The sequence below is a fragment of the Phycobacter azelaicus genome, assembly GCF_014884385.1.
In the GTDB taxonomy this organism is placed as follows: domain Bacteria; phylum Pseudomonadota; class Alphaproteobacteria; order Rhodobacterales; family Rhodobacteraceae; genus Phycobacter; species Phycobacter azelaicus.
Map to the genome: position 1 here is coordinate 2,549,589 of NZ_WKFH01000003.1, position 19,210 is coordinate 2,568,798.

Here is a 19,210-nt window from a genome sequence, read left to right on the forward strand (position 1 = left end):
CCCAAACGGGCGCTTTGTGCTATTTTTGGCATTCCCTTTCCGCGACCTCGTGTCCTAGGCTTTGCACAAAGAACTACCGGAGGCGTCCTTGTCATGGACTATGAAATGCTGATCGATGCGGAAACCTGGGACTTCATCCAAAAGACCGCAGCCTGCTTCCCGGCGGATACGGCCGAGCGGTCCATTGCCGAGCAGCGTGCGATCTATGATGCCATGGCCGAGAGTTTCCGCGCGCCGCGCCCGGATATCGTCGCCTGCACGGACCGTGAGGCCGCAGGTGTGCCGGTTCGCATCTATCAGGCAGGTCATCCGACGCGTAGCGTGATGTTCTGTCACGGCGGTGGGTTCGTGGTTGGGGGCCTTGAAAGCCATGATGATGTCTGTGCTGAGATTTGCGCACAGACCGGCTACCGGGTCGTTGCGGTCGACTACCGCCTGGCACCCGAGCATTTGCACCCGGCCATGTTCGAAGACGCCTGGGCAGCCTTTGAGTGGATCCTTGCGCAGTTTGACGGTGGCGTTGTCCTGGCGGGTGACAGCGCGGGTGCGAACCTTTGTGCGGCCGTGGCGCATCACGCACGCGGGAAAACGGACCGCCTGTTGGGCCAGGTTCTGATCTATGGCGCCTTTGGCGGTGATGTGGACGCCGGATCCTATGTTGAGCATGCCGACGCACCGATGCTGACCCGAGACGAGATTCTGTTTTATCAACGTATCCGCTGCGAAGGGGGAATCTTGCCCAAGGGAGATCCCACTTTCGCACCGCTGCATGACAGCGACTTCTCTGACCTTCCGCCGACCGTTCTGGTCACCGCCGATTGCGACCCGGTGCGCGATGACAGCCGCATCTACCGGGATCGGATCCTTGCCGCAGGCGGCAGCGCCCATTGGATAAACGAAGAGGGTCTGGTACATGGCTACCTGCGCGCCCGCCATTCGGTTCAGCGTGCGCGCGATAGTTTTGAGAGGATTTCAGTAGCGATCGAGGCGCTTGGCCAAGAGGTCTGGCCCTACGATTGAACGGTCATCCCGCGTACTGCTGGCAAGGCACCTCTCCGATGCGTTCGTAGTTCATCCAGCCAACGCTAATGGTGCGCCAGTCACCCTGGCCTGGAGAGACCGTAACATAGGTCCAACCGGCGCCCGGCCAATGCCCGTATGATACGGTTTGTCCCGGCAGGATCGAACCTACGACTGGCGTGTCGGCGCCTTGTCCGGCGTGCAGGATGACCTCTGGCCCCATCCAACCGATGCAGGCGCTTTCGCCATCGTCAGGGATCGGAACATCCCACAGCTGCCTGCGCACAAAGAGGTCATCGAGTTCAAGGTGCGGCTGCTTAGTGTTCACCCGGCAGGATAGTTCCTTTTCCGCCGCGCGCAGTCGCGCAACGGTCTGGTTGTCCTCGGGGCTGAGGGTGACGGATTTGCCGATGCAGGGCCCGGTGCCAAAGACGGCCTGTCCCAGTACCGAGCCAAAGCAGTAGCCTGCCTGGTGCATGATTGCGTTCCGTGTGTACCACAGCTCGTGGCAGTAGTCGCTTGCCGCCGCAGGGCTGGCCAGCAGGGCGAGGGCAGAGAGCAGGCGTTTCACAGGATGTTCCTTTCGTGATGGGACCGCGCAGCCCAAACTTCACTGCCTTTGGTTGCAGAAGGGTTACGTCAGAAACGGTTTGGCCTTCATGGTCTCCGCAACCGGGGCGCCAAGGCGAGACAGGATTGTCGGCGCAAGCTGCAACTGATCGATAACAGTATCCTCGGCTGGCCCCTCAGCATCGCCAAAATAGTAAAGCGCGGTTTCCTGTTGCAGGGGGCTGCGCCCTCCGTGATGGCCGCGTTCATCCTGACCGTGATCGGCTGTGACGATCACCTCGTACCCCATCTTGCGCCAGCGCGGGATGAAGGGGGCCAGCATCTCGTCCATCACCGCGCAGGCATGGTCCATCTCTTGGCAGTCGTGAAAGAACCGGTGCCCCATGCTGTCGAGCGTGCAGGTATGCAGCATGGCGTAGTTGAGGCCAAAGCGGTGGGCCAGGTTGGTAAGCGTGCCAAAAAGATCGACATCAGAAGGGGTCATCTGGTTGATCAGCCCATAGCCGGTCATGGTGTGAAAACGGCCGTGGTTGATCGTCTCGCTGTCCGGCTCATCATATTCGATGTCGCGCACGTAGTCGAAGGGATGGCGGTTGAAGAACTCGGACCAGAAGCTGTGCGCCACAGCGCCCGTCACACCGCCGCCTGCGCGGACTTGGCTGAAGACGTCCTTGTGCGACAGGCGAAAGACATTTCCGTTGCCGGTGCAGCCATGCTCGGCCGGGGCAACACCGGTGTGGATCGAGGCATAGCAACTGGCCGAGATCGAGGGCAGTACTGCCCGCTGCTTCCAGACACGGGCATCGCCGCTGTCTACCCAGCCTTCAAGGTTACCGAACAGACGGCGGAAATTGCGCCAGGGCACGCCGTCCAGAATAATCAGAAGGAGTTTGCGGTCCATGTTCATCTATCCTTGCACGTGAGGATCTATCGGAGAAAGGAAACAGGCCCGCGACGGATGCGGGCCCGTAAGGTGTCTTGAGATCGGCCGGACAGGGTCAGTTGCCCGCACTTTCCATCCTGCGGTTGGCGATGACCTCTTCCAGCCAGCCAAGCCTCATTTCCGGGACCGAGCCAAGCAAGAGATCAGTGTAGTCATCAAAGGGTGGCGACAGCACTTCGGACTTGCTGCCATAACGCTGCACGCGGCCCTGGTACATAACGGCGATATTGTCCGAGATCGCCCGGACCGTTGCCAGATCGTGGGTGATGAACAGGTAGGCAACGTTTTCGATCTTCTGGAGGTTGAGCAGCAGTTTCAGAATACCGTCCGCCACCAGCGGGTCGAGCGCCGAGGTCACCTCGTCGCAGATGATCATCTTGGGCTTTGCCGCCAGCGCGCGCGCGATGCAGACGCGCTGTTTCTGACCGCCCGACAGCTCGGCCGGATAGCGGTCGATGAAGTCTTCGCCCAGTTCGATCTCGTCCAGAAGCTCGATGATCCGCTTGCGCTTTTCGGCGCCCTTCATGCCAAAGTAGAACTCCAGCGGGCGTCCGATGATGGTGCCGACCGTCTGGCGCGGGTTCATCGCCACATCGGCCATCTGGTAGATCATCTGCAATTCGCGCAGATCATCGCGGCTGCGGCTGGGCAGATCGGGCGACAACACGCGGCCTGCAAATTCGATCTCTCCCTCACGCGGCGGCAGAAGGCCTGTGATGACACGGGCGAGGGTGGATTTGCCGGAACCGGACTCCCCCACAACAGCCAGCGTCTGACCGGGGTAGAGGTTCGCGTTCACATTGTGCAACACGTCGAACTTGGTGCCCTTGTAGCGCGCGGTGATGTTGCGGACGCTGAGCACCGGCTCGCCCGAGGGTGCTTTTTCTTCATGTTCGATCGAACGGACCGAGACCAGCGCCTTGGTGTAGTCTTCCTGCGGCGCGTTGATGATCTGGTTTACATCGCCATATTCCACCATGTCGCCGTGACGCAGTACCATGATGTCATCGCTGACCTGCGCCACAACGGCCAGATCGTGGGTGATGTAGAGTGCCGCCACGCCAGTGTCGCGGATCGCTTCCTTGATCGCCTTCAGTACGTCGATCTGCGTGGTCACATCCAGCGCCGTCGTGGGCTCATCAAAGACGACAAGATCGGGTTCGGGGCACAGGGCCAACGCCGTCATGCAGCGCTGCAGCTGCCCGCCCGAGACCTGGTGCGGGTAGCGCTCTCCAATGTTGTCGGGATCGGGCAGGCCAAGCTTGGCAAAGAGGGCGCGCGCGCGCGCCTCGGCGTCCTTCTTGGAAAACTTGCCCTGCTCGATCGCGGCCTCGGTGACCTGCTCCATGATCTTCTTGGCCGGATTGAACGAGGCCGCGGCGGATTGCGACACGTAAGTGACCTCACCGCCACGCAGGGCGCGAATATCCTTGAAAGAGCTTTTCAGGATGTCTCGCCCGTTGATCCAGACTTCACCGCCGGTGATCTTTACGCCGCCCCGGCCATAGGCCATGGAGGCAAGACCAATGGTGGATTTCCCGGCGCCGGATTCACCGATCAGGCCAAGCACCTTGCCCTTTTCCAGATCAAAGCTGACGCCGTGCACGATTTCGATGTCATGGGGCTTTTCGCCGGGTGGGTAGACCGTCGCGCCGATCTTGAGATCACGGACTTTTACGAGGGGATCGCTCATCCGCGGCCTCCTTTCAGCGAGGTGGTTCGGTTCAGGATCCAGTCCGCCACCAGGTTCACCGAGATGGCGAGCGTGGCGATGGCAAAGGCCGGCATCAGCGCTGCCGGAGCGCCATAGACGATGCCTTCGGCGTTTTCCTTCACGATGCCGCCCCAGTCCGCCTGCGGAGGCTGAATGCCAAGGCCGAGGAAGGACAGGGTGGAAACGAACAGAACCATGAAGATGAAGCGCAGGCCCATTTCGGCCACCAGCGGCGACAGGGCATTGGGCAGGATTTCGCGGAAGATGATCCAGGCGGTTTTCTCACCGCGCAGACGCGCGGCTTCGACATAGTCCATCACCTCGATATCCACAGCCACGGCGCGCGACAGGCGGAAGACGCGCGTGGAATCGAGCAAGCCCATCACAAGGATCAGCACCGGCAGGGTCACTGGCATCACCGACAGCACCACAAGGGCAAAAATCAGCGAGGGGATCGACATCAAAAGGTCCACAAAGCGCGACAACAGCTGGTCGACCCATCCTCCGGCCACGGCGGCAAGAAAGCCCAGCACGGATCCGGTTGAAAAGGACAGGATGGTCGCAGCAGTGGCCACAAAGATCGTGGTCTGCCCGCCATAGATCATCCGCGACAGCAGATCGCGGCCAATGCCGTCGGTGCCCAGAAGGAACTCGGCGCTTGGCGGATCCCAAAAGCCGGAGCTGACGACTTCATCATAGCCATAGGGCGCCAGTAGCGGAGCAAAGATCGCCGCAAGGAAATACAGCGCTGTGAAGAACATCCCAATGGCTGCAGCAACAGGAATTCTCATTTCGGGTGCCTCAGTCTCGGGTTGGAAAGGATGGCGACGATATCGGCGATCATGTTGAGGCCGATATAGACGGCGGCAAAGATGATACCGCAGGCCTGCACGACAGGAACGTCCCGCTTGGAAACGCTATCGACCAGGTATTGTCCCATGCCGGGATAGACAAAGACCACTTCGATCACCACGACGCCCACCACCAGATAGGCAAGGTTCAGCATCACGACGTTTACGATTGGCGCAATGGCGTTCGGAAAGGCGTGACGATAGATTACCTGAAAGGTGTTTAGGCCCTTCAGCTCGGCTGTTTCGATATAGGCCGACTGCATCACGTTGAGGATCGCAGCGCGCGTCATGCGCATCATATGCGCGAGGACAACCAGGGTCAGCGTGGCGACCGGCAGGGCAATGGCGTCCAGCTTGTCCAAAAGCGGCGCGTCTGGGCGGAAGGCTGCGGCGGTCGGGTAGAACCAGCCCATTTTCACGCCAAAAAAGAACATCAGCACATAGCCGATCAGAAACTCGGGGATGGAGATCGAAGCCAGCGTGACGCCGGAGATCAACTTGTCGGGCCAGCGCTCGCGATATCGTACCGCCAGAAGACCGAGGAAAATGGCCATCGGCACGGCGACAATTGCCGCCCAGAAGGCCAGAAACAGCGTATTGGACAGACGTTGTGCGATACTCTCGCCAATATCCCGTCCCGAGGTCAGGGCCGTACCCAGATCCCCCTGCATCAATCCGCCCAGCCAGGAAAAATACCGTTGCAGGGCAGGTTCATTCAGGCCGAGTTCGGCCCTCAGGTTCGCCAGCGCCTCCGGGGTTGCGGATTGTCCCAGAATGGACTGCGCCACATCGCCCGGAAGGATGATGGTTCCCGCAAAGATTAGCGCGGAAACAAGCAGCAAGAGTAATAGGCCCAGCGCAATGCGCTGGACCAACAGTTTCACAATGAGGGGCATCTTATGCCTTCACCCACATTCTGTGCGGTGCGTAGGAGTTCATCAGGGCAAAGCCTTTAGCATCGTTGACCCAGCCCGCCAGGCGGTCCGATGTTGCATCGACAAAATCGTTGAACATCGGGCAGATCAGGCCGCCTTCGTCACGCAGAATGGTGGACATGTCCGCATACATCTGGGTGCGCTTGCCGGTATCCAGCTCGGCCCGCGCCGCCAGCAACAGCTGGTCGAACTGCTCGTTGTTGAAGCGGGTGTCGTTCCAGTCCGCCGAGGACAGGTAGGCCGTGGTGAACATCTGGTCCTGGGTGGGACGGCCGCCCCAGTAGCTGGTACAGAAGGGCTGCTTGTTCCAGACCTCGGACCAGTAGCCGTCGTTCGGCTCACGCTTGACGTTCAGCTTGATTCCTGCGCCAGCGCAGGACTGCTGGAACAGCGCCGCCGCATCCGGTGCACCCGGGAAGGAGTTGTCCGAGGTGCGCAGCAGGATCTCGCCGTCATAGCCGGATTTCTTGAGGTGGAACATGGCCTTGTCCGGGTCATATTCGCGCTGCTCGAACTCGGTATAGAGCGGGTAGGAGGCGTTGATCGGGGTGTCGTTACCGACCGAGCCAAAGCCGTTCAGGATCTTGTCGACCATTTCCTGACGGTTGATGCCGTATTTCAGCGCCATGCGCACATCGTTGTTTGCAAAGGGATCGGTGTCGCAATGCATGATGAACACATAGTGGCCGGGGCCGCTGGTGGTGTGCAGGTTGATGCCCGGTGCGCGGCCCACCAGTTTCGCGGTACGCGGCGGCACGCGGTCGATCATGTCGACCTGACCGGACTGAAGCGCGGCAACACGTGCGGTGTTGTCGTTGATTACGATGTATTCGATGGTCTCGGCATTGCCCAGATCGCCCCAGTAGTTGGGGTTTTTCTCGGCGACGAACCGCACGCCCATGTCGGCTTCTTTCAGCACATAGGGGCCGGTGCCAATGGCCGCCGACGGATCATCCTTGCCGCCGCCGGGCTGGATCGCCAGGTGGTAGTCTGCCAGCAGATAGGGCAGGTCGGCGTTGGGGGTGTCCAGCTCGATTGTGACGGTGTCACCTTCGCCAGTGACATTCTTGATGCCGCGCATGATTCCGAGAGCGCCGGACTTGGTATCCTCGCCCGAGTGCCGGTCCATCGTCTGCACCACGTCTTCGGCGGTGACGGGTTTCCCGTTGGAGAAGGTGATGCCCTGGCGGATCTTGAAGGTCCAGACGCGGGCGTCGGCCGAAGCAGAGAAGCTTTCCGCAACCTTGCCCTGGATGCCGCCATCGTCGGCAAGCTCGACCAGCGATTCACCCCAGAGACGGATGACCGACAGCGCTACCTGGTTGGTTGCCAGCGCCGGATCCAGGCTGTCTGTGGTGCTGCCGCCCTGCAGGCCGACGCGGATGGTGCCACCTTTTTGAGGGCCTGCCGCCATCACTTCAGTGGACAGCAGCGCGTTTGCAGCTGCAGCCGTGAGGCCCAGCGCGGCGGCGCGGCCCATGAACTCGCGGCGGCTCATCATGCCTTTGGCGGCCTGACGGGCCATGAAATGCAGTTGGTCTTTCATCGATTTCTCCCAGTTGAATGTACCGCTTTGCGCAGCTTTTTCTTGATTGGCTATTCAAGATTTGCGCATTTGCAGCGGCCTCGCAAGCTTTAATCCCTGTGCCGCTGCGATGATCCAATTCCGTCGAGGGGCATTGGTGCGGTCAGCAGGTCGCCTTTTCGCAGTGATATGCCGCATTTTTGTGAAAGAAAACCGGTGGCTGAGAAAAAGTGATCAAAAGCGACAGATGTATGCCGTTTTTGTTCCGTTGCGTTTTTCAGGCGACCTTCAGCCATGTGTGGTCATTAAATGGCTAGGAGATGAGAATCGCAGCCACTACCAGTCAGCGGTATCCATCCAGATCGTGACCGGTCCGTCATTCAAAAGACGCACCTTCATGTCCGCACCAAAACGACCCCGCTCAACCGGCAGGTCCTGGGTTGCCAAAGCCGCGCAGAAATGGTCGTAGAGCCGCGATCCGGTGTCAGGGTCCGAGGCCGCAGAAAAACCGGGCCGGTTGCCGCGCTGTGTATCGGCGGCCAGGGTGAACTGGCTGACAGCCAGCACCGCGCCGCCGATGTCTTTGACCGAGCGGTTCATCTTGCCCGCCTCATCCTGAAAGATGCGCAGTTTGGCGATCTTGGCGGCCAGCCGGTCGGCCTCGGCCACTCCGTCACCGTCCATTGCGCAAACAAGCACCAACAGGCCGTCGCCGATCTCTCCGATGATCTCGCCGTCAACTGTGACAGAGGCGTCGCTGACGCGCTGAATGAGGGCTCGCATGGGGCTGTCCTTCGTTTCTTGAGATGATCGTTAGCTGCGCCAGTCGGCGAATTCCTCCAACCCTGCGCGACTTGTGCGGAAGCCATTGGCTGGGTGGTCCTTGTCTGCATAGCCAAAGCTGATCGCACAGAGGATCAGACGGTCCTCGGGGATCTCCAGCATCTCATGCAGCATGGGCGCGAATGAGGCAACGGCAGCCTGAGCGATGCTTGCGACCCCGGCCGCCTGCGCCGCAATTGTAAAGGCGGAGACAAAGCCGCCGCAATCCATCGCGCCATAGGATCCAAGCTCTTTCGGAGAGGACAGGATCGCACAATGGGGCGCGCCGAACAGGTTGAAGTTTTCCATCATCTGGCGGGCAGATCCGGCGCGGTCGCCTTTCTCCACGCCCACGGCCTCATAAAGCGCCCATCCGCATTCGCGGCGGCGCGCCTTGTATTCACCCGAATAGCCATCGGGAAAGGGCAGATCCGGGGCGTGGCCACCGGCCATGGCGGCCTCTGTCAGGGCCTTGCGCAGCCGGTCTGTTTCGGCGCCGCTGGTGATCGTCACTTTCCACGGCTGGGCGTTGCACCACGAGGGCACCCGCTGCGCCGTGCACAGGATCTGCTCAATCACGGTGCGCTCCACCGTCTCGGGGCGAAAGGCGCGGCAGCTGTGCCGGGCCGTGAACAGGGCATCGAGCGCCGCAAGGTCAGGCAGTGTGGTCATTCTTGGCTCTCCTCCGGTTGCGCGGCGCCACAATGGCCATGGGGATCACGGCCCGCAAGAGATGATTTGAGATGGATCAAGGGGATCGGCACTGGGTTGTGCTAGGCTGTATGCGTCTCAATCAGGAGGATGATTCATGGTGGAAAAGACCGAGCATAGCGGTTTCTGGCCTTCGCTCTATGATCCCTTTCGCGCTCTAGGCGCACGAGTTGCGGATTGGCTGCATCCGGCAACCGAAGCATCGTCCGGCGACAAGGCCTATGACATCACGATGGAGCTGCCGGGCGTCACCGATGACGATGTGGAGCTTTCGGTGGACAATGGCGTTCTGACCATCAGCGGCGAGAAAAAGACCTCATCTGAGAGGAAGGGTGACACCTGGTATTTCAGCGAGCGCCAGTATGGTGCGTTCCGCCGTGCATTCCGGTTGCCCGAGGATGCGGACGGGGCTGCGGCCAGCGCGCGAATGGAGGATGGCGTGTTGCACATCAGCGTGCCAAAGAAGGCGCTCGAAAAGCCTGAGACCGCAAAGAAGATCGAGATCACGAAGGGCTGATCCGCCGCTTGAACGTGCGGATCTAAAGCCGCGCAATGGCGCGGCTTTGTCCCTTCCCAGCGGCGGTTGTACCTATTGATTTCCTACGTAAACGGCCACGCCGACAAGGATCAGTGCCACGGCCACCGCGCCCGCAATTTTCCAGGCGGAGTAGGGGCGCTCTCCCTGCACGCGGCCGGACTGACCGTTCACCACAAACCGGTACGTCTTGCCCCGGTACTTGTATGCAGCCAGCCAGACTGGCAGCAGGACGTGCTTGAACGTGACGTCCGAGACCTCGGTGTCGATATGCGCAATGCGCTGACGATCGCCGCCGATGTCAAAGCGCACGTCACGTTCAATGACCCGGTCCATGCGCTCTCGTGCCTCGCCAAAACCGTCCTGCAGAGAAACCGCATAGGCTTCGGCCCGAAAGCCTGCCAAGTATTGCGGTTGATAGGGCTCAAGGGCCGACAGGTCCCAAGGCTCCAGCGCATCGGTATAGCGCTTGGGCAGACTTTTGGAGGCCAGCACCAGTACATCGTCAAAAAAGCGCTTCACACGACCTGATACCGGGAGCCAGCGTACTTTCGCCACCTGTCTCGCTGTGGGCTTGCCGTCGATCATCACGGTTTCGGTGACATAATAGACGGTTCCGCGCTCCCCCCGATAGGCGCTGCGGGTATCGGCATCATAGGTCCAGTATGGAACGTAGATCCCCTCCATCCGGCGGCCCTTGCGTGCGTATTCCCTGAGGCCATTCGGAGCGAACCAGAGGCGGCCCAGCCAGTCGGTCATGGCCTTGTGGGCGCTGCGCTCATCCATGGCAAAAGGCAGAACGCCCTTTGGTTTGATATGGCGGCTCTCGCCCGTATCGGTGACCACGGGCGTTGCACAGAACGGGCATTCGCGGGCGTGGTTGCTTGGGTCGAACTCCACCTCGGCGGCGCAGTTCGGACACTTGGAGACGCGGGTGGTCTCCATGTCAGCTTCTGGGAGCTGCCGATCCAATGCTGCAAGAAAATCCATCTCGCGCAGCGCGCCACCACGCCAGGGGCCAGCGGCTATCTTTTCTTCATGCCCGCAGTGACTACAGCACAGCGTGCCGCTTTGCGGATCAAAGCGATAGTCGGCGCCGCATTGCTCGCACGGAAAACGGTGCGTTTCGCTGGGAGCTCTGGCCCGATCCGTCACAGGAGCGGACTCTGATGCGGTTCGGGGCGCAGTGGGCGGCGGTGGCGGCGAGGACACGTGCGTTTCTCACAAGGCTTGTGTTTGGACAGAAAACCAGAAGTGGTTCAGGCACCAGGAGCAGGCGGCGGAGGAGGAGGAGGCAGGATGGTGAACAACTGCGCCAGCTCGGCCACGTCCCCTGCGCGCTGCCAGCCGTCCTGACCGGGGGTCCAGACATAGGTTTCGCGTTTGAGCTGCCCCTCCTGCGCCATGCGGCCAAGACGTGCTTTCGAGAAGGGGCCTGTCGTCTGCCCGTTCTCGGCAATATGCCAGACATGTTCCACCGGCGGTGGCGGCGGAGCGACCGGTGCGGCCTGGGGCTGGGCCTGCGCAGCAGCGGGCGCGGGGCGGGCGCCCCATGGGCCTGCGGCTGGACCCGCTGCGCCCTGCGCCACTTGCTGGGCCATCGCAATGCCCATACCCATACCAAGACCCGCGCCCATGCCGCTGTTGGGCGTTCGCGCGGCGGCGTCCATCGCCTCGGCGGCTGCAAATTGCGTGTAGCGGCCCAGATCTCCGACAATGCCCATCTGGGTGCGCCGGTCCATGGCCTGTTCCACAGCGGGCGGCAGGGAAATATTCTCGATATAGAGTTCGGGGATCGACAGCCCGTACTCCGCCACCGTGGCCGAGATTTCTGCAGCGACCAGCTTGCCGAGATCTGCAGTATTGGCCGCCATGTCCAGCACCGGAATCCCTGAACCTGCCACCACCCGGCTGAACTCCTGCACGATGATGTTGCGGATCTGAAAGCTGATCTCATCCATGGTGAATTCACCATCGGTACCGACAATCTCGGTCAGGAAACGCGCCGGATCCACCACGCGTACCGAATAGCTGCCAAAGGCGCGCAGGCGCACCGGCCCGAATTCCGGGTCGCGGCAGATGATCGGGTTCTTGGTGCCCCACTTCAGATCATTGAAGCGCGTGGTGCTGACGAAATAAATCTCGGACTTGAAGGGCGATTGAAACCCATGGTCCCAGTGCTGCAGCGTCGTCATCACCGGCATGTTGTTGGTCTCAAGCATATAAAGACCGGGGGTGAAGACATCCGCCAGTTGGCCCTCGTGGACAAAGACCGCCGCCTGTCCTTCGCGCACCGTCAGCTTGGCACCATATTTGATCTCATGGCCCTCTCGCTCAAAGCGCCAGACCATGGTGTCGCGGGTATCGTCCACCCAGTGGATGACATCGATGAACTCTCCGGTTAGGAAGTCGAAAATACCCATCTGTCAGGTCCTCTTCTTGTCGTGTTCAAGGGCGCGCGCTGCCAGTGTCACAGGGGCTGCCCCATCAGTTCGCGGGCAATGATACGGGTGATCGGGCGGGCTTCTTCGGCACTCATTCCCGTGGTCAGGCGTGGATCGTAAAGCATCTGCAGTAGCTTTTCGTCATGGCTGGTGAGAAAGGCAAATTCGTCATCGTCGTTGAATATCGACGGGCGCGCTCTGGGGCTGTCGTTCAAAAGGCCCAAACCTTGGGCGATTTCCTCGTGAATGCAGCTGTGGCGGACCAGGTCCGGGTGTTCGGCGCGTATCAGGGCGACGCCGCGGATATAGTCGAACGGGCTGCTTTGCGCGCCGCCGGCCAGTACGAAACAATAGTGCGTGCGGGGCGGATCCACGAAAAGCTGGAAGTCGCTCTGGCTGATATTGGGGAGCAGCGCGCGCACGCGTTCAGCAACAAAGGCACTGTCGTCCTTGCCTGCGAAAATTACGTGAAAGTTTCCACGTCTTTGCACGGCGGAAATGGGATGTTTGGTGATCCGGCCCAGCCTTGCCGCGAAGCTGGCCACTCGGTCATCATCCACACGGCGCTGGCGCTGTGGCACCGAGGGGCCGAACTCGGCTTGAATGCGTACGGGGCCGGACCAGCGAGAAAGGCCGCCGGTCGCGCCGCCTCCGCGTCCGGCGTATTCGTTGAAAAACGAGATAGCCTCGAAATTCGTCGCCAGATCTTCCGCGTCGTAGGGCGTGTCCGGCCCGCCGCCATCTGTACGCAGCAGGCCCCGCGTCAGAAGATCTTGCTGCAGAACACGGTAATACTGGCGCAGCTCTGCGCTGGCAGCCGATGGTGCAACTGGAACAGCGAGGGAGGCGGGGCGCGGTTGGGGCACCAGAGACTCGCCGCGTCCCGCAGGCATGCAGCCCATGGTGGAAAGGCCAATACCCAATACCAAGAGGCTTGCGGCCCGTCGCAAACCCCTTGGCCCTGTCCGCAAGCCGCCGTTATTTGATGCCAGCTCTGCCATCGCCTCAGGAGGGAACGGCCGTGCCCGCGTTGTCCCCGGTGCCATCGCGCCGTGCCTTGGCTGCGGCCAGCGTGTCACGCAGATCGGCCTCCATTTTCTTGAGGTCCTCCTCGGCAGCTGCGCGCTTGGCCTTGCCTTCATCGGCGATCTGCAAGCTTTCCTGGATGGTGCCGATCAGATCCGCGTTGGCCTGTTTTACGGCCTCGATGTCAAAGACACCGCGTTCCATTTCCTGGCGGATCATCTTGTTGCTTTCGCGCAGGTTGGCGGCGTTTGAAGTGAGAAGCTCATTGGTCAGATCGTTGGCGTCCCGCACCGCTGCAGCGGCCTCAGCTGAGCGCTGTATGGTGACCGCCTGCGCCAGTTGTGTCTCCCACAGGGGCACTGTGTTGACGAGGGTCGAGTTGATCTTGGTTACCAAGGATTTGTCGTTTTCCTGCACCAGCCGGATCGAGGGTAGCGACTGCATGGTTACCTGGCGCGTCAGCTTGAGGTCATGCACCCGGCGTTCCAGATCGTCCCGCGCGGCCCGCATATCGCGCAGCTCCTGCGCCCGGATCACCTTGTCTTCTTCGGCTGCGGCCTGCACTGCTGCCTCAAGGGCGGGAATGTCGTTCGCGTCCAGATCCGCCAGTTTTGCCTCACCGGCTGCTATGTAAAGCGCCAGTTCGTCATAGAAATCCAGCGTCTTTTCATAGAGCAGGTCGAGAGACTTGATGTCCTTCAACAGGGTATGCTCGTGGCCGAGCAAGTCATCGGTTATCTTGTCGATCTGCGCCTGAATGGTCTCATAGCGGGCGGTGAACTTGGCAAAAGGCGCAGCGCGGCCCAAAAGCCGTTCCCAGAAAGTCGGTTTGCGGCGCACGTCCAATTCGGACACCGAAAAGCCTCGAATAGTTGTGACGATATCGCGTAAGGAGTCCCCGGCAGGTCCGACATCCTTGTTGCGGACATCGGCTAGCATCGCCTGGCTGATCGTCTGCAATTCTCCTTGTGCACGAGATCCGAAGCCGATGATCGAGTTGCTGTCCTTCATGTCGATTTCGCCAATGCGCTGCTGGATTGCTTCGCTGGTGGCGGCATCTGCGCCGGCAAGAGGCTGGATATTGCCTGCCGGGGCAGGCAGTTCCACGGCTGTCACTTCGGTGACGAGGGCCTCTGCCTCAAGGGCTTTCTTTTGAACGGTCTCGGACATCAATGGCGTTCCTTAAGTCGAAGTGTCAGTTGCGGTCCAGCTGGACCCCTTCGCGCTGCAGGCGCTCCCGCAACACATCTATTTCAATGGTAAGATCGCTGCGGTCTTCGAGCAGCATCTTTTTGGTTCGGGCAGCGAAATTCTTTTCCAGATCTTCCAGCAGAGCAAGGTAATCCTTGCGGGCCTGTGTATCTCGGCTTCGGGAAAAAATGTCAGCAAATTTGACAGTCGCATCGCGCGCGCCCTGCAGATAGACGGTCAGGTATTTGCGCGCGCCGGTCAGATCGCGGGGGTCTTCCTCGATTGTGCGGAACATTTCGCGGGCAACCGACTGAAAACGTTCCACACGGGCCTCTAGATCCCGGTCCTGCGCACGCAGTGCGGCGTCGCGCATGGCGTCAAGGTAAGCTTCGGCCTCATCCACAGCGCGTGCGACCCGGCTTTGCTGAAAATCATCGACGCCTTCCACCCCCTTGTCCTGCAATGGATCAATGCCAAAGGCTGCAAGATGAAGGCCCGTGGCGGCAAGGCCATAGATGGCGGCAATCATGATCCCAGGCTCTGCCTTCCAGGCCGCCAGCGCCGCCCCGGCGCCGGTCAGGATGGAAGCCAGGATCTTTCGTGGCAAGGCGGGCTTGCGGGCAACCTTTCGGGCCGCAAAGGCCGCCTCCGCGCGCAGCCCCTCGCGCAACAAGAAGGCCCCACCGGTCCAGAGCGCGGCAGCAATCCCGCCGAGGGCCAAGCCTGTTGCACCGTCATTCAACGACATCATCAGTAAGACACCGCCGGGGACGAACATCGTGTTGGCGCGCGCGCCAACCGGATCTACCTTGGCATTGCGAAAGGAGCCGCTTTTTTCGCCCGTCTCGATATCGGATACGGCGCTGGCTTGATCCGCGCTTCCGTTTGGGCTGAATTTTCCGCCGTACCTTTGAGCCATCCGCTCAGGCTCCCACGATCCAGCCAGTGCTCAGACCGAACATCAGGATCATCAGTGCTGCAAAGGCGACTTTCTGCACGCGGGCTCCCCCTGGGTTTAAGTGTTCATGCTTGAAACCTAAGAGATGGGACGCCCGCTTACTAGGGGGAAGTCTGTTTCAGATGGCTCAGCGCCGGGGATTCTTGCCGATAGGCCCTTTTGCGGCGCGGGACCGGTCATTTGCGTCGGGACGGGGTTTTTTTCCTATCGTATTCTTCTCTCTCTGAGCTGGTTTTGATGCGCGCGCCCCTGTTTTTGGGCCTGGTTTGCCGCGTGACGGCTCTTCACCGCGATAGGGGGGCGGCGCTTTTCCAGAATGTTTGCGGCCTGGGCGGGCGCCACGGGTGAGTTTGCGTCCAGACGAGTCTTCTTTCTCCACTGGTTCGAGGCCTAGCTGGTCGCGGATTACCCGCGGGCGCAACTCCTCGACCTCTCCCGGTCTCAAGGCGCCCAGTTGGAAGGGTCCATAGGAAAGGCGCAACAGGCGGTTCACGGAAAAGCCGATATCCTCCATGGCGCGGCGGATTTCGCGGTTCTTTCCCTCGCGCAGGCCAACGGTTAGCCATGCATTGGCACCTTGCTGGCGGTCCAGAGACACGATCATCGGCTGGAATTTCTGGCCTTCGATTACAAGGCCTTTGCGCAGCGGTTCGAAATCGCTTTCCTGCGGGCGACCCTTGATACGGACCCGGTAGCGGCGCAGCCAGCCGGTCGAGGGCAGCTCCAGCTTGCGCTTGATACCGCCGTCGTTCGTCAGCAAGAGCAGCCCCTCGGAATTTAGGTCAAGCCGCCCCACGGTCATAACCCGCGGCAGGTCTTCGGGCAGCTCGTCAAAGATGGTCTTGCGGCCGAGCTCATCGCTGGTGGTGGTCACAAGGCCCGCCGGTTTGTGATAGAGCCATAGCCGCGGCGCCTCGGCTTCGGGCAGGGGCTGGCCGTCCACCAGTATGCGGTCCCTGTTGGTCACGTTCAACGCAGGGCTGTCGATCACCTTGCCGTTTACCGCGACCCGCCCTTCCGAAATCATCCGCTCGGCTTCACGCCGCGAGGCAACGCCCGCGCGCGATAGCACCTTGGCGATCCGGTCGCCATCGGGCGTGGTTTCGTTGTCCTTGTCGGCGCGCTGCGATGAATGGGCAGCCTTGCTGGCTGGTGCCTTGGGGCGAGAGGGGCGTTTGGGGGATGCGGGTGTCTTGCTCATCCCTTTGCCATAGAGCATTCCGGCGCCTTGCGAAAGCGCACATTCTGCGGCAGGGAGGGGTATGGTCTTTCGCTCTCATATGTCCATCGCCCTGGAAGAAGCGCGCGCTGCTGCCGCCCGCGGGGAGGTCCCGGTCGGAGCTGCGCTGATTGCGCCGGATGGCACAGTGGCGGCGCGGGCCGGTAACCGCACTCGCGAATTGTCGGACCCAACTGCCCATGCCGAAATCCTGGCGATCCGGGCGGCCTGCGCTGCGCGCGGCTCGGAACGGCTCGCGGGCTTTGACCTTTATGTGACGCTTGAACCTTGCGCCATGTGCGCGGCGGCAATTGCAGCGGCGCGGATTGCACGGGTGTATTACGGCGCCTCCGACCCCAAATCGGGCGGGGTCGCTCATGGGGCCTGTGTCTTCTCCCATCCCCAGGCGCACCATGCGCCAGAGGTCTATGAGGGGATTGCCGAAGGGGAGTGCGCGTCAATGCTCAAGGACTTCTTCAGTGCTAAACGCTAGGGGGCGTCAATGACCGGCCTCGAGATGCCGAGCGCAGACCTGTTGGCGCATTTTGCCCTGTCAGAACCGGCGTCCCTGGCGCAGACCGCAATCGCAAACCTTTGGACCGTGACGCGCGCCGATGGCCACCGCGCGGTCCTGAAGGTCTATGGGCCGCGGGGCATGGGCAGCGAGGCGCAGGGCTTCAGGTTCCTTGCGGCGGCTCCCCCGGATCACGCCGCGCGGGTCTATGCCACCCGGCCGGATGCGGCCCTGATCGAATGGCTTGAAGGCCCGTCCTTGGGGGATACCGCGCGCGCAGGGCATGACATGCCAGCGGCGCAAGAGCTTCTTGGCGTTGCCTCGGGGCTGCATCGGGGGGCGGCTCAGCCGACCGAGGGATACCCCTTGCTCATGGAGCGGTTCGCTGCGCTGTTCGATTTGAGACTGGCGGACGACTGTGAACCGCAGCTGCGCGCAGCGATGGCCAAGGCACGGTCGATGGCGCAGGAATTGCTGTCCTCTCAGGTGGATCAGCGCCCGCTGCATGGAGATCTGCATCACGACAATATCCGCAAGGCTGCGCGGGGCTATTGTGCCTTTGATGCCAAGGGGTTGGTCGGAGAGCGCAGCTATGAGCTGGCCAATGCCTTTCGCCTTCCCAAGGGCTGCGAAGAACGGATCTGCGACCCAGGGCGCATCCTGGCGCTGGCGGCTCTGTGGTCGGCGGGCTTTGGGGTTGATCGCCTGCGCCTGCTGCAATGGGCGGCTGCCAAGTGCGCGCTGTCGATCGCTTGGCGCAGCAAGGGGCGATTGTCCCATGATCCTGAACTGCCGCTGCTGGCCAACCTTTTATCCTGTGCGGAGAATGTCGATGAATAAGATCGTGACCGGAGAAGATGGCCGTACCCGCTGCGCCTGGAGCGCCTCTGCGCCCGAGTTTGATGCCTATCACGACACGGAATGGGGCTATCCGGTTGGCGACGACATCCGGCTGTTTGAAAAGATCTGCCTTGAAAGCTTCCAGTCGGGTCTCAGCTGGCGCACCATCCTGGTCAAGCGGGAGAACTTCCGCGCGGCCTTTTGTGGCTTTGACTGGGACCGGGTCGCTGCCTTCACCGATGCGGATGTGGAGCGCTTGTTGAAGGATGCCAGTATCATCCGTCACCGCGGCAAGATTGGAGCGGTGATCAACAACGCCCGCCGCGCGCAGGAGCTGGTCGAGGAATTCGGATCCTTGGCGGCCTTTTTCTGGAGCTATGAGCCGGACCCGGAAAACCTGCCCGAGCCGCAGACGCAATCGACAAGCTCCGAGTCCATCGCATTGTCAAAAGCGCTGAAGAAACGCGGCTGGAAATTCGTCGGCCCCACCACCGTCTTTGCCTTCATGCAGGCGATGGGGCTGATCAATGACCATGCGACGGGCTGCTATTGCCGGGAAAAGGCCGACCGCGCGCGGTCGGCGTTCACGAAACCGGTTTAGATCTCGATCGCCGTCATTACTTCGGGTTCGATCACGTCCACATCGGGCAGGCCTGCAACCAGATCTTCCGCCGATTGCTCCAACAGTGGGAAGGTCTTGTAGTGGCAAGGGATCACGGTCTTGAAGTTGAAATAGCGCTTGGCCGCATAGGCCGCCTGTTTCATGTCCATGGTGAAATGACCGCCTGCGCACAGGATGCCCACATCAGGTTTGAAGTAATCCCCGATCCAGTCCATGTCGGCCATGATCGCAGTGTCACCGCTGATGTAGACGGTCTTGCCCTCGGCCTGCAGCACATAGCCCACTTCCGATCCGCCGGTGCGCAGGCCTTCGGGGGTGGAGAAGGTCGAGCTGTGCGAGGCGGGCACCATCGGCAGTTTCACGCCGCCCAGATCCACCGTACCGCCCTTGTTGAAGCCGATGGTCTCGATCCCTTCGGTTTCGCCCCAGAAGCCCATCAGATCGTACTGACCTGCGACCGGGATGTTCAGCTTTTTGGCAAGCGGCAGCACATCGACCACATGGTCGAAATGGGTATGGGTCAGAATGATATGGGTGGCGCCCGCGATGGCCGCATCGTGCTGGTTTTCGGGCAGGCTGGGGTTGCCCGTCAGCCAGGGGTCCAGCAGCAGCACCTTGTCTTCGGTCTCGAAACGGAAACTGCCGTGGCCCAGCCAGATGATCTTCATGGTGACTCTCCCTTTTGTTGTGATTTGCGCAAACTCTAGCACCGCTCCTGCAGGAATCCACTGTCCCGCGGCCTCCGGCGTGGGAATTGCGCGGCGCAGGCT

Annotated in this window: 21 protein-coding genes; 5 read left to right on the top strand and 16 right to left on the bottom strand. The window is 61.1% G+C overall.

Annotation, left to right across the window (positions count from 1 at the left end):
- Nucleotides 1–93 precede the first annotated feature (93 nt).
- Nucleotides 94–1,020: an alpha/beta hydrolase gene (locus tag INS80_RS13340; RefSeq protein ID WP_192966102.1), complete on the top strand. Its 927-nt coding sequence runs from the start codon at nt 94–96 to the stop codon at nt 1,018–1,020.
- A gap of 4 nt (nt 1,021–1,024) precedes the next feature.
- Here INS80_RS13340 and INS80_RS13345 read toward each other — a convergent pair whose 3' ends face one another.
- The 9 genes from INS80_RS13345 to INS80_RS13385 form a co-directional block, all read right to left on the bottom strand.
- A complete protein-coding gene (locus tag INS80_RS13345) occupies nt 1,025–1,591 on the bottom strand; it encodes a DUF4453 domain-containing protein (protein ID WP_192966103.1) in 567 nt (188 codons plus the stop codon).
- Nucleotides 1,592–1,654: 63 nt separating this feature from the next.
- Nucleotides 1,655–2,491 carry an alkaline phosphatase family protein gene (locus INS80_RS13350; protein WP_192966104.1) on the bottom strand — a complete coding sequence of 279 codons (837 nt, stop codon included), beginning with the start codon at nt 2,489–2,491 and terminating at the stop codon, nt 1,655–1,657.
- A gap of 97 nt (nt 2,492–2,588) precedes the next feature.
- Complete coding sequence (locus INS80_RS13355; protein ID WP_192966105.1) at nt 2,589–4,226, bottom strand: ABC transporter ATP-binding protein; 1,638 nt, start codon at nt 4,224–4,226, stop codon at nt 2,589–2,591.
- Nucleotides 4,223–5,038 carry an ABC transporter permease gene (locus INS80_RS13360; protein ID WP_192966106.1) on the bottom strand — a complete coding sequence of 272 codons (816 nt, stop codon included), beginning with the start codon at nt 5,036–5,038 and terminating at the stop codon, nt 4,223–4,225. Before INS80_RS13360 ends, INS80_RS13355 begins: the two co-directional genes overlap by 4 nt.
- On the bottom strand, nt 5,035–5,994 hold the full coding sequence (locus tag INS80_RS13365) for an ABC transporter permease (RefSeq protein ID WP_192966107.1): 960 nt from the start codon (nt 5,992–5,994) through the stop codon (nt 5,035–5,037). The genes INS80_RS13360 and INS80_RS13365 overlap by 4 nt, the downstream gene beginning before the upstream one ends.
- 1 nt (nt 5,995) lies before the next feature.
- Nucleotides 5,996–7,579: an ABC transporter substrate-binding protein gene (locus INS80_RS13370; RefSeq protein WP_192966108.1), complete on the bottom strand. Its 1,584-nt coding sequence runs from the start codon at nt 7,577–7,579 to the stop codon at nt 5,996–5,998.
- A gap of 89 nt (nt 7,580–7,668) precedes the next feature.
- On the bottom strand, nt 7,669–7,854 hold the full coding sequence (locus INS80_RS13375) for a hypothetical protein (RefSeq protein ID WP_192966109.1): 186 nt from the start codon (nt 7,852–7,854) through the stop codon (nt 7,669–7,671).
- Nucleotides 7,855–7,894: 40 nt separating this feature from the next.
- Nucleotides 7,895–8,341 (bottom strand): D-aminoacyl-tRNA deacylase, encoded by a 447-nt coding sequence (gene dtd, locus INS80_RS13380; RefSeq protein ID WP_192966110.1) that lies wholly within the window; start codon nt 8,339–8,341, stop codon nt 7,895–7,897.
- 30 nt (nt 8,342–8,371) lie between these two features.
- Nucleotides 8,372–9,052 carry a nitroreductase gene (locus INS80_RS13385; RefSeq protein ID WP_192966111.1) on the bottom strand — a complete coding sequence of 227 codons (681 nt, stop codon included), beginning with the start codon at nt 9,050–9,052 and terminating at the stop codon, nt 8,372–8,374.
- Between the two features lie 136 nt (nt 9,053–9,188).
- Between INS80_RS13385 and INS80_RS13390 the strand changes: the two genes are divergently transcribed.
- The gene (locus tag INS80_RS13390; protein ID WP_192966112.1) at nt 9,189–9,608 is read left to right on the top strand and encodes an Hsp20/alpha crystallin family protein; all 420 of its coding nucleotides are present in this window, start codon (nt 9,189–9,191) and stop codon (nt 9,606–9,608) included.
- Nucleotides 9,609–9,680: 72 nt separating this feature from the next.
- Here the strand turns inward: INS80_RS13390 and INS80_RS13395 are convergent, their stop codons facing one another.
- From INS80_RS13395 to INS80_RS13420, 6 genes are all read right to left on the bottom strand, one after another.
- Nucleotides 9,681–10,838 carry a primosomal protein N' (replication factor Y) - superfamily II helicase gene (locus INS80_RS13395; protein WP_439650943.1) on the bottom strand — a complete coding sequence of 386 codons (1,158 nt, stop codon included), beginning with the start codon at nt 10,836–10,838 and terminating at the stop codon, nt 9,681–9,683.
- A 47-nt stretch (nt 10,839–10,885) separates the two neighbouring features.
- Complete coding sequence (locus tag INS80_RS13400; RefSeq protein ID WP_192966114.1) at nt 10,886–12,049, bottom strand: SPFH domain-containing protein; 1,164 nt, start codon at nt 12,047–12,049, stop codon at nt 10,886–10,888.
- Nucleotides 12,050–12,096: 47 nt separating this feature from the next.
- Entirely contained in the window at nt 12,097–12,972 is an 876-nt protein-coding gene (locus INS80_RS13405) for a DUF2927 domain-containing protein (protein ID WP_192967279.1), read from the bottom strand.
- Nucleotides 12,973–13,075: 103 nt separating this feature from the next.
- Entirely contained in the window at nt 13,076–14,266 is a 1,191-nt protein-coding gene (locus INS80_RS13410; RefSeq protein ID WP_192966115.1) for a toxic anion resistance protein, read from the bottom strand.
- 25 nt (nt 14,267–14,291) lie between these two features.
- Nucleotides 14,292–15,206 (bottom strand): 5-bromo-4-chloroindolyl phosphate hydrolysis family protein, encoded by a 915-nt coding sequence (locus INS80_RS13415; RefSeq protein WP_192966116.1) that lies wholly within the window; start codon nt 15,204–15,206, stop codon nt 14,292–14,294.
- A gap of 166 nt (nt 15,207–15,372) precedes the next feature.
- On the bottom strand, nt 15,373–16,446 hold the full coding sequence (locus tag INS80_RS13420; RefSeq protein ID WP_192966117.1) for a pseudouridine synthase: 1,074 nt from the start codon (nt 16,444–16,446) through the stop codon (nt 15,373–15,375).
- Nucleotides 16,447–16,507: 61 nt separating this feature from the next.
- On the opposite strand from INS80_RS13420, the gene INS80_RS13425 reads away from it, so the two are divergent.
- Genes INS80_RS13425 through INS80_RS13435 form a run of 3 tightly spaced genes read left to right on the top strand, consistent with a single transcriptional unit; the run spans nt 16,508 to nt 18,419 of the window.
- Complete coding sequence (locus INS80_RS13425; RefSeq protein ID WP_192966118.1) at nt 16,508–16,957, top strand: nucleoside deaminase; 450 nt, start codon at nt 16,508–16,510, stop codon at nt 16,955–16,957.
- A 9-nt stretch (nt 16,958–16,966) separates the two neighbouring features.
- Complete coding sequence (locus tag INS80_RS13430) at nt 16,967–17,818, top strand: aminoglycoside phosphotransferase family protein (RefSeq protein ID WP_192966119.1); 852 nt, start codon at nt 16,967–16,969, stop codon at nt 17,816–17,818.
- The gene (locus tag INS80_RS13435; RefSeq protein WP_192966120.1) at nt 17,811–18,419 is read left to right on the top strand and encodes a DNA-3-methyladenine glycosylase I; all 609 of its coding nucleotides are present in this window, start codon (nt 17,811–17,813) and stop codon (nt 18,417–18,419) included. The genes INS80_RS13430 and INS80_RS13435 overlap by 8 nt, the downstream gene beginning before the upstream one ends.
- Here the strand turns inward: INS80_RS13435 and INS80_RS13440 are convergent.
- On the bottom strand, nt 18,416–19,108 hold the full coding sequence (locus INS80_RS13440; RefSeq protein WP_192966121.1) for a metal-dependent hydrolase: 693 nt from the start codon (nt 19,106–19,108) through the stop codon (nt 18,416–18,418). The two genes, INS80_RS13435 and INS80_RS13440, sit on opposite strands and share 4 nt — an antisense overlap.
- Between the last annotated feature and the right edge of the window lie 102 nt (nt 19,109–19,210).

What these genes read in the sequence shown, in the direction of transcription:
- INS80_RS13340 (WP_192966102.1), top strand. Translation starts at nt 94, where the DNA reads ATGGACTATGAAATGCTGATCGATGCGGAAACCTGGGACTTCATCCAA.
- INS80_RS13350 (WP_192966104.1), bottom strand. Translation starts at nt 2,491, where the DNA reads ATGGACCGCAAACTCCTTCTGATTATTCTGGACGGCGTGCCCTGGCGC.
- INS80_RS13355 (WP_192966105.1), bottom strand. Translation starts at nt 4,226, where the DNA reads ATGAGCGATCCCCTCGTAAAAGTCCGTGATCTCAAGATCGGCGCGACG.
- INS80_RS13360 (WP_192966106.1), bottom strand. Translation starts at nt 5,038, where the DNA reads ATGAGAATTCCTGTTGCTGCAGCCATTGGGATGTTCTTCACAGCGCTG.
- INS80_RS13365 (WP_192966107.1), bottom strand. Translation starts at nt 5,994, where the DNA reads ATGCCCCTCATTGTGAAACTGTTGGTCCAGCGCATTGCGCTGGGCCTA.
- INS80_RS13370 (WP_192966108.1), bottom strand. Translation starts at nt 7,579, where the DNA reads ATGAAAGACCAACTGCATTTCATGGCCCGTCAGGCCGCCAAAGGCATG.
- INS80_RS13375 (WP_192966109.1), bottom strand. Translation starts at nt 7,854, where the DNA reads ATGGCTGAAGGTCGCCTGAAAAACGCAACGGAACAAAAACGGCATACA.
- dtd (WP_192966110.1), bottom strand. Translation starts at nt 8,341, where the DNA reads ATGCGAGCCCTCATTCAGCGCGTCAGCGACGCCTCTGTCACAGTTGAC.
- INS80_RS13385 (WP_192966111.1), bottom strand. Translation starts at nt 9,052, where the DNA reads ATGACCACACTGCCTGACCTTGCGGCGCTCGATGCCCTGTTCACGGCC.
- INS80_RS13390 (WP_192966112.1), top strand. Translation starts at nt 9,189, where the DNA reads ATGGTGGAAAAGACCGAGCATAGCGGTTTCTGGCCTTCGCTCTATGAT.
- INS80_RS13400 (WP_192966114.1), bottom strand. Translation starts at nt 12,049, where the DNA reads ATGGGTATTTTCGACTTCCTAACCGGAGAGTTCATCGATGTCATCCAC.
- INS80_RS13405 (WP_192967279.1), bottom strand. Translation starts at nt 12,972, where the DNA reads ATGGGCTGCATGCCTGCGGGACGCGGCGAGTCTCTGGTGCCCCAACCG.
- INS80_RS13410 (WP_192966115.1), bottom strand. Translation starts at nt 14,266, where the DNA reads ATGTCCGAGACCGTTCAAAAGAAAGCCCTTGAGGCAGAGGCCCTCGTC.
- INS80_RS13415 (WP_192966116.1), bottom strand. Translation starts at nt 15,206, where the DNA reads ATGGCTCAAAGGTACGGCGGAAAATTCAGCCCAAACGGAAGCGCGGAT.
- INS80_RS13420 (WP_192966117.1), bottom strand. Translation starts at nt 16,446, where the DNA reads ATGAGCAAGACACCCGCATCCCCCAAACGCCCCTCTCGCCCCAAGGCA.
- INS80_RS13425 (WP_192966118.1), top strand. Translation starts at nt 16,508, where the DNA reads ATGGTCTTTCGCTCTCATATGTCCATCGCCCTGGAAGAAGCGCGCGCT.
- INS80_RS13430 (WP_192966119.1), top strand. Translation starts at nt 16,967, where the DNA reads ATGACCGGCCTCGAGATGCCGAGCGCAGACCTGTTGGCGCATTTTGCC.
- INS80_RS13435 (WP_192966120.1), top strand. Translation starts at nt 17,811, where the DNA reads ATGAATAAGATCGTGACCGGAGAAGATGGCCGTACCCGCTGCGCCTGG.
- INS80_RS13440 (WP_192966121.1), bottom strand. Translation starts at nt 19,108, where the DNA reads ATGAAGATCATCTGGCTGGGCCACGGCAGTTTCCGTTTCGAGACCGAA.